Source organism: Candidatus Nitrosopumilus salarius BD31 (assembly GCF_000242875.2).
GTDB lineage: Archaea > Thermoproteota > Nitrososphaeria > Nitrososphaerales > Nitrosopumilaceae > Nitrosopumilus > Nitrosopumilus salarius.
In genome coordinates this window covers 1-6,941 of record NZ_AEXL02000131.1, presented here as the reverse complement: position 1 = coordinate 6,941, position 6,941 = coordinate 1, and the positions used below count along the sequence as shown (strand labels likewise).

The window sequence follows — 6,941 nt, the reverse complement described above, 5'->3', positions numbered from 1 at the left end:
GCCCTTGTCTACTTGGCCATAAAGGCATTCAAAAAAACAAAATATCCACCAATGGCACTACTTGTGATAGGTTTTACTTTAATTGTCATTGGAGACACGATTTTAGGAGATGTGTTTTCCTTTTTAGAAGCAGAAGTTTTAGAAATAATCGAAGAGAGCATAGAGGTTGCAGGATTCATAGTCCTAATCTTAGCAGTGAAACGAAGCTGAAATGGAAGAATCGGAAGACATTATTTCTGTATTGTCAGATGAACAAAGTAAAGAGATCATCAAAGTACTTTCCAAAACAGAACTTACCATTCAACAAATGTCTAATTTGCTAAATATTCCGCAGTCTACAACATACAGAAAGGTACGCAAATTAGAAGAGTTGAAGATTATTAAAAAAACCAAAGTAGTTAGAACGCTAGAGGGGCTTGATGAGAGTTATTATAAAAATTGGATTTATGAGATTGTTGTTACATTTAGAGACGGAGTTCTATCTTATACACTTGAACATGTAAAGATGGAAGACAAAATTGTAAGACTATGGCAAAAGTTTTCAGACTAGTTCTCTTTTTTTGGGAATGATAGAAATCCATTATATTGTCATTCAAAAATACCATCTATGAACAAAAATTTAATGCAATTTGCAATAGCATCAGTTGCATTTCTGATGATAGCTTCAGGTGCTGTGTATCTTTTTGTAGCAACTGAAGAGATTGCAGAAGCAAATGAAGTTTACGAAGAGCAAGACGTAGGTGAATCTATTGAAGGTGCATTGATTGAATCTGTTTTCTTTGCTACAGTAGGAGGAGCATACATTCCAGTTGGATTATGGGCCATAAGTAGCAGACATTCAAGCAGAACACCATATTGGCTTGCAATCATTGGCTCAGGTGCATTGATAACGCTATACGTTTTATCAAGAACCGTAGATATGCCATTAGTTGGCCAACAAGATGATATCGGAGTCATAGACCTAGGAAGTAAAGTGCTTCAAGGCGGCATTATTGCAGCATCAATATACATAATTGCGGCAATTAGAAAAACAAAGAAAGCTAGTATATTGGCATAGACTAGTTTTTTTATTTTATTTTTTATTTAACACGACGTAACCCATGTTTCAATTTTTTAGCTCGAGGTTTTGATCTCAATAAACGTCCACAGCAAGGGCACCATAATCCTTCCCATTTGACGAACAATTCACATTGTGGGCATCGTTTTTGACCTTGCTCATATCTACCACCCTCCATACTGTTACTCTTAGCAGTGTATTTTTTACAAGATCCATTACAATGCACAATATTTACTGAAACAAGTTGTAGAAAATATTGTCGATAGATGTTTTTAAAAAAGCGCCGTGGGTACTCAGAGATTCTAAAATCCAATACGCTTAAGTGGATACAGAATCTAGTTAGTCATGAACTGTCATCAAAAAAGTGAATCTCATGTTTGGAGATACTCAAAGCACAATAAAGTGCGTAGATGTGTAAAGTGTAAATCCCTAATACCAATCACTCAAAATGAATTTGAGAGTAAATGGGGTAAAAAATAAAAAACCAATAATCTATTTTTTCATAAACTCTAGCAAAGGGTTGTCACGTTATAGACATTCCTTCCATTTCTTTGAATAAATCAGTTACATCATGAATTATTTCATTTACATTTGAATCTCTTTCTGCAGATATCAAAATATGATATTTTTGACTGTCCGATGGAATGTTGATAATCACTACGTTGTCCCTATAGGTTACAACATAATTGACAAATCCCAAACTATTGTTAAATTCAGATTTCAGAGACAGTTCTATTCTTGATTGCATATATAGCATCTGTCGTTGTAAATCATTGTCTAAAGGCTGTATTCCATCTTTAAAACTGCCACCAACAAGACGTCCCATTGAGTTTATAACTCCACAGAATCGAATTTTTGATTTATTACACATTACATTGCAGAAAACATCTAAAAGGTTGTGTTGTTTGACAGACATAGTCATTTTATGATCATTATAGTTTAGTCATTTTTATTATAATGCATTGCTTAACATTGTTAATTAATTTTGATGACAAGGCATGTCACAGTATTTTCAGTATTAACAAATAACTTTCTACTAGTAATACATCATGCAAATTAGAATCCCATGTGTAAAGTATCAAAAAATCAAGTATTATCACTGATGATTTTGACGCAATGCTTAATTCATTGAATCAAGGTTAATGAAAATGGAAAAATCATACTTGAAACATAAAAAACTTGAATTGTTTTTAGCTGTAGTTGTGTTAATGTCACTATTTTCTGCAACCGCATCAGGTGATGAACAAAATAATCCATCTAAAACTATTGATAATGAGCCTCCAAAACTTTTCATTCCTAAAAATATCTACATCATATCCAAAGATCCTATCAAAGTTGATTTCAAAGTAAATGCAATAGACAATGTTAATGGAAAAGTTCATGCTCAATGTGATAAGATATCAGGTAGTATTTTCAAACTAGGTAAAACAACTGTTAGATGTGAAACAGAAGATTCTGCTGGCAATAAAAGTAAGGCATCTTTCGTTGTAACTATTGGGTACGATATTGTCCAAATACCTTCATGGGTAAAACAGCCAACTCATCTTTGGATTGAAAACTCAATAGATGATAAAACATATGCAAAAACAATGGGGTTTCTAATCAAAGAAAGATTAGTTCAGATCCCTTTTGCAAAAAGTCCAAATAATTCTGAATCTGAAATTCCAGTTTGGATTAAAACCAATGCAAAATCGTGGGTAGATAATAAAATCACTGATGATGAATACTCTATAATGTTACAATGGCTAATTAATCGAAATATCATTCAACTTTAAAAAGAAACACAGGATGGATTTGGTTTTTGACCAGCCATACTTAAGGAGATGCAAAATACGTTCAAAGATTGAATCATATTAATTCCATATGTCTAAAATGTAGATTCAGATAAGACCATCATTAATTGAAACTTTCCATACTGAAAGTTTGTGCAAATAATCTAATGATTAAAAAATATTATAAATGATCATCATCTAAATGCATGTTATGATGACTGAACCTCCAAAATCATCATCAGGAGATGAAATTTGTCCAATGTGTAAGCGTTTGAAAAGTAAACATACCAATGAAGAGATGCTTGCGTGTTCAAGAAAACTGCTAGAATTTAAAAAAAATCCTACTGGTGGTGCAGGAATAGAGTAATAATCTCGTTTCAACTTGAAAAAAATTTATCATTTAACAATTTTTTTTGTCAACAATACATTTCAGATAAAAAAAATACAGAGTTATGTTGACTCAGACTCAATATGACAAAAAAGATGTTGACAATTATGAAAACCTACAAAAAGAATACAAGGAGTTATTTGGAGATTATGAAAAAATGAAGTCAGATGATTCAAAAAGTGAGTTATTAGACGAACAAATAAAAAAACTCACTGAAAAAAATAAAGAAATTCAAGAAGCATCATCTAAATTATTTTAGATATTTTTGAATGGGTGATAAAACAAGGCAATTTTAGCCTCAAAGAAAAATTTTGGAAAAATAAATGAACAAATGTTTAGAAATTTCATATCAGTTGTTAAATACATCGAAGACATCAGATATTGATGTCATCAGACATCCAAGACAAAGAATAGACAGCGTAGCCCTGCAGAATAAAAATGGCGTTCAGGATACCTGACAAAGAGAGGAAATCTCTCAAAGTTCTGCAAATATAGGGTTACGCCATTATCATTCAAATAATCATATAAAGAAATGGAGGGTTGTTTAACCGATCTGAGTAAATTGGACTAAACATGATTGAAAATATCTTCAAGCAAGATTTGAAAGATCCGTTTAGCATTAAAAAATGGCGCCGGGAGGGAGATTTGAACTCCCGTTCCCTTGCGAGAACGCGCTTTATGGTTAACAATTTCCAGGCGCGCGCCCTACCAGGCTAGGCGACCCCGGCACAAGTCTTGCGACAAAGGTGATTGGAGAAATGTGATTATATATTGTGTTATTTAGGAAATGAAAAATTACTTCCAGATTGTAATAGTGGTTGATTTTTCTACAGTATTTTGATCTGTATCCATTCCTTTCGCAGAGATTTTGTAAAGACCTTCCAATGCAACATCTCCATCATTTTTAATCTGATCCCATAAAAATTCAACTTCATCTCCAGATTCTAAATGAGATATCACTTGTGCAGAAACAGGAGTATACATCAGTATTCCAGACAATCCTGTAATTCTAAGGCCGTAAGAGGCATCAGTAAAAGTCAAAGGAGTAGTTCCAGAATTTATAATTTTAATTTTAATCGCTTCACCTTTTTTAAAATCAAATTTTTCAGTTACTATCGAAATAGAAGATCCTTCAACAAAAGATAATTGACTGGTGTTTTTAACATCAATCAAATAAATTCCAAATGCAAATCCTGCAATAATGCCAACACCGATAAAAATTACAAGAGTTTTTGATAACAATTCTTTTAAAATAATTTCTTTATTTTTTAATCCTTTGGAGTGGTTGGTTTTGTTCTCCATTTTTTAGGATATGTGTTTGGAGCCATGATGATCCTGTTTGTAACAAATGCATATCCTTTTGTTGCATCACGAATCTCTTCTTCGGACATTGCGGCCTCAGCTAGTGCAACTGCCTCTCCTTTTTGGGTATAAATTCCAACAATGTCACCTTTTTTGAGATTTGGTGAAATTTTCAAAATACCGGGAATCGCAAGTTGTGCTCCATGACACATGGCATCTACTGCTGAATCACGAATCACTACTGACTTTAACTCACTGAGTGCATATTCTACAGGTTTTATCATTTTCATTAATTTACTGGCATCTTGTTTCTCTTCCCACAATGCAAATGCGTCTGCAAGTTCATGTAAAGTGACTAGTCCATCCTTTTCAGAAAACTGATCAACTCTGGTACGTCTTAACTCAACCATGGTTGCACCAGGTCCAAGAATTTCTCCGATATCATAGTATAATTTTCTAACATAGGTTCCTGCCTCACATAGTATTCTTGTCAAGAGTAATCTTTCTTTTTGTTCTAGTAATTCAAATTCATAGATAGTCCTAGTTCTTGTCTGTCTTACAACTGCTGAACGTTGGGGAGGTTTTTGGAATATTTCTCCCCGAAACATTTCAATTACTTCATTTAGTTTTTCTTTAGAGGGTAATGAATGAACTCGTCCTAGTGCATGATACTCTTTTGGACCATAAAGTAAAACACCCAATGCTTTAGTTGCTTCACCTAGCCCAAGGGGTAAAACTCCTGAAACTTGAGGATCTAGTGTTCCACTATGACCAATTTTTGGAAGCTTCAAAAGACGTTTTGTCCATGCGACAGTTTCATGACTTGTAGGACCTGGTGGCTTGTCCAACAAAATTATTCCATAGTTTAGAAGTTGTTCAATTGTTCTTTTATCATAATATGTCCCATAAGCATTATCAGTGACATCTTGATCAATTTCAATTAGATTTTCAAGTTGTTTTAGAGTCATAGTAGTTTTCTCACAGTTTCCTTTGCTACATCAATTACTTGCTGTGCAGTAAGATTATCAGTATTAATTATTAAATCAAACACAGATTTATCATCACCGAAATCAAAATCATAGAGTTTTTTGTATAATGCCTTATTCTTATCAAATCGTTTTTTTGTAATTTCATAGGCATCATTTGGGCTCATATTATCCCGTGATTGCATTCTTTGGGAGCTACTCTCATGAGAGCCTTCTAACCAAATTCTAATTCCGTCTTTTATCAACCATGGTAGAGTATAGCTGGTAATTACCATCCCACCCTTATTGAAAAGAAGTATCAATTTTTCATCAAGTTTTTTGTCAAATTCTGAATTTTGTTCACGTTGATTAAGAAAGTTCATTCCTTCTTCAGTATCCCACCAATCATCACCATCAGAAGCAAAGCCATGTTCTTTTGCCATCTCCTTTAGCACATCGCCTCCGCTAAGATATTGTAATTGAAATTCTTCTGCTAATCCTTTAGCAACAGTTGTTTTGCCTACTGCAGGAGGACCAGAAATAACAATAGATTTCATCAACTAAGATCCATTGATGTTTTTGTTAATTTCATGATAATTCCACTGAATGAAATTGATGAAAGAAAATACCATGCCCATAGATACAATGCATTTTCTTTACCAAAGCAAACATGACCTTCTTCTAATGCTTGAGCAGCAGTACATGTTAGTTGGAAGAAATCTCCAGGAATGATATTTAGTGAAATTGGCGAAAGGGCAACAGTGTGAGCAAACAATTGCGGCAATACAAGATAGAATATCAAGATTAACGGAACAAATGTAATCATCATTGGTCTCATGTTCATCTGCATCATCTCCATGGACATTTTGTTCATGTACGAAGATTTTTTCCCTAGCTCGTTTACCTTTGCTTGATCTTTAGCTCTCATTGCAGCCATTCGTTCTTTTTGCCATGCACGTGTCTCTTTCATAATTCGTTTGAGTTTTACTTGATCAACCATCTTCTTTCTTACTGCGGCGTTAAAGAGATTAAGCAAAATACCAAATCCAGATACTGCAAACATTCCAAGAATCAATCCTTTTACTATAGGATCATCGCTTCCCAGAGCTTGTCTTCCTGAACCATGAAGAAAATCCAGTTGGAGATGTATTGAGTCGATAAAGAGTAGAATAAAGTTAAAATCCATTTTTTACAGTCCTATTGCCTTGATTATTTTATCTGCTGCTTCATCAACCTTTCCCTCGCTATTTAGAATGTGTTTTACGGGAGAGCCAGTAAGCACAGCACATGCAGAAATCATGCCTGATTGAACATCTAATTCTTTTTTGATATTAGGCAGGGTGATTTTATCTCTATTACGGGTATCATCTTTCATTCGTCTATTGTAGATTTCTTCAGGTTTTGCAGAGACAGATATGAAATTCGTTGGTTGGATAATTTTTAGAACGTGTTCAGGT

The 6,941-nt window shown here is 33.8% G+C and carries 12 protein-coding genes and 1 tRNA gene; 6 read left to right on the top strand and 7 right to left on the bottom strand.

The features are described from left to right. From BD31_RS07795 to BD31_RS07785, 3 genes are all read left to right on the top strand, one after another. Positions 1 to 210: DUF7521 family protein (locus tag BD31_RS07795; protein ID WP_048097586.1), on the top strand; the 210-nt coding region annotated here is incomplete at its 5' end. A 1-nt stretch (position 211) separates the two neighbouring features. Next, positions 212 to 550, top strand: coding sequence for a winged helix-turn-helix domain-containing protein (locus BD31_RS07790; protein ID WP_008300869.1), 339 nt, complete (start codon positions 212 to 214; stop codon positions 548 to 550). 72 nt (positions 551 to 622) lie between these two features. Next, positions 623 to 1,057, top strand: coding sequence for a hypothetical protein (locus tag BD31_RS07785; protein ID WP_100222204.1), 435 nt, complete (start codon positions 623 to 625; stop codon positions 1,055 to 1,057). A 523-nt stretch (positions 1,058 to 1,580) separates the two neighbouring features. Here BD31_RS07785 and BD31_RS07780 read toward each other — a convergent pair. Further along, positions 1,581 to 1,973, bottom strand: a complete 393-nt coding sequence (locus BD31_RS07780; protein WP_306459946.1) for a DUF6659 family protein — start codon at positions 1,971 to 1,973, stop codon at positions 1,581 to 1,583. A gap of 232 nt (positions 1,974 to 2,205) precedes the next feature. Between BD31_RS07780 and BD31_RS07775 the strand changes: the two genes are divergently transcribed. The 3 genes from BD31_RS07775 (at position 2,206) to BD31_RS07770 (ending at position 3,476) form a co-directional block, all read left to right on the top strand. Next, positions 2,206 to 2,832 carry an HYR domain-containing protein gene (locus tag BD31_RS07775; protein ID WP_158641241.1) on the top strand — a complete coding sequence of 209 codons (627 nt, stop codon included), beginning with the start codon at positions 2,206 to 2,208 and terminating at the stop codon, positions 2,830 to 2,832. Between the two features lie 208 nt (positions 2,833 to 3,040). Continuing rightward, complete coding sequence (locus BD31_RS10380) at positions 3,041 to 3,196, top strand: hypothetical protein (RefSeq protein ID WP_193353394.1); 156 nt, start codon at positions 3,041 to 3,043, stop codon at positions 3,194 to 3,196. A gap of 85 nt (positions 3,197 to 3,281) precedes the next feature. Next, positions 3,282 to 3,476, top strand: coding sequence for a hypothetical protein (locus BD31_RS07770; protein ID WP_008300872.1), 195 nt, complete (start codon positions 3,282 to 3,284; stop codon positions 3,474 to 3,476). Between the two features lie 368 nt (positions 3,477 to 3,844). Here BD31_RS07770 and BD31_RS07765 read toward each other — a convergent pair. The 6 genes from BD31_RS07765 to BD31_RS07740 form a co-directional block, all read right to left on the bottom strand. Beyond that, a tRNA-Ser gene (locus BD31_RS07765) sits at positions 3,845 to 3,945 on the bottom strand. Positions 3,946 to 4,012: 67 nt separating this feature from the next. Then, positions 4,013 to 4,519: a hypothetical protein gene (locus BD31_RS07760; protein ID WP_008300878.1), complete on the bottom strand. Its 507-nt coding sequence runs from the start codon at positions 4,517 to 4,519 to the stop codon at positions 4,013 to 4,015. After that, positions 4,486 to 5,487 (bottom strand): RNA-guided pseudouridylation complex pseudouridine synthase subunit Cbf5, encoded by a 1,002-nt coding sequence (locus tag BD31_RS07755; RefSeq protein WP_008300865.1) that lies wholly within the window; start codon positions 5,485 to 5,487, stop codon positions 4,486 to 4,488. The genes BD31_RS07760 and BD31_RS07755 overlap by 34 nt, the downstream gene beginning before the upstream one ends. Next, positions 5,484 to 6,044 carry a cytidylate kinase-like family protein gene (locus BD31_RS07750; RefSeq protein WP_048097581.1) on the bottom strand — a complete coding sequence of 187 codons (561 nt, stop codon included), beginning with the start codon at positions 6,042 to 6,044 and terminating at the stop codon, positions 5,484 to 5,486. Before BD31_RS07750 ends, BD31_RS07755 begins: the two co-directional genes overlap by 4 nt. After that, positions 6,041 to 6,670, bottom strand: a complete 630-nt coding sequence (locus BD31_RS07745) for an EMC3/TMCO1 family protein (protein ID WP_008300858.1) — start codon at positions 6,668 to 6,670, stop codon at positions 6,041 to 6,043. Before BD31_RS07745 ends, BD31_RS07750 begins: the two co-directional genes overlap by 4 nt. Positions 6,671 to 6,673: 3 nt before the next feature. Continuing rightward, on the bottom strand, positions 6,674 to 6,941 hold a 268-nt coding region (locus BD31_RS07740), incomplete at its 5' end, for an AAA family ATPase (protein WP_008300868.1).